Below are 358 nucleotides of genomic sequence, written 5' to 3' on the forward strand. Positions count from 1 at the left end.
GACAATGGGCACTCTTGAAGGCCGTGTCTTTACTTGAACCAGTCTCACAGGTCACCCTGTCGAAATATTTAGTCATCGAAAAGCCAGCCGTCACAAAAACAGTCGCTCGATTAGAAGAATTAGGATTCATCTTTCGTCAGAACGCAGGACGTCATCGCCTGGTCGAATTGACTTCACAGGCACGCGACTTATTTCAGACGATTGATGCATCCGTCCAACAAGCACATCGTATATTTTTGGATGAATTATCGCCAGAAGACCAGTCTTCCTTAGAGCGCCTGATGACTCAGCTACTTCTTACCCATCGCCCGGTCGAACAGGAGGAATCATCGTGAATCGTTTATTTCACCGGCATTAC

General features: G+C 46.9%; 1 protein-coding gene. It reads left to right on the forward strand.

Translation table 11 applies throughout. From position 1 onward, the window contains the following. A partial coding sequence (locus B4F99_RS01215; protein WP_290754862.1) for a MarR family winged helix-turn-helix transcriptional regulator occupies positions 1–335 on the forward strand: 335 nt, incomplete at its 5' end. Between the last annotated feature and the right edge of the window lie 23 nt (positions 336–358).

The organism is Exiguobacterium sp. UBA3491, from assembly GCF_002377745.1.
Lineage (GTDB): Bacteria > Bacillota > Bacilli > Exiguobacteriales > Exiguobacteriaceae > Exiguobacterium_A.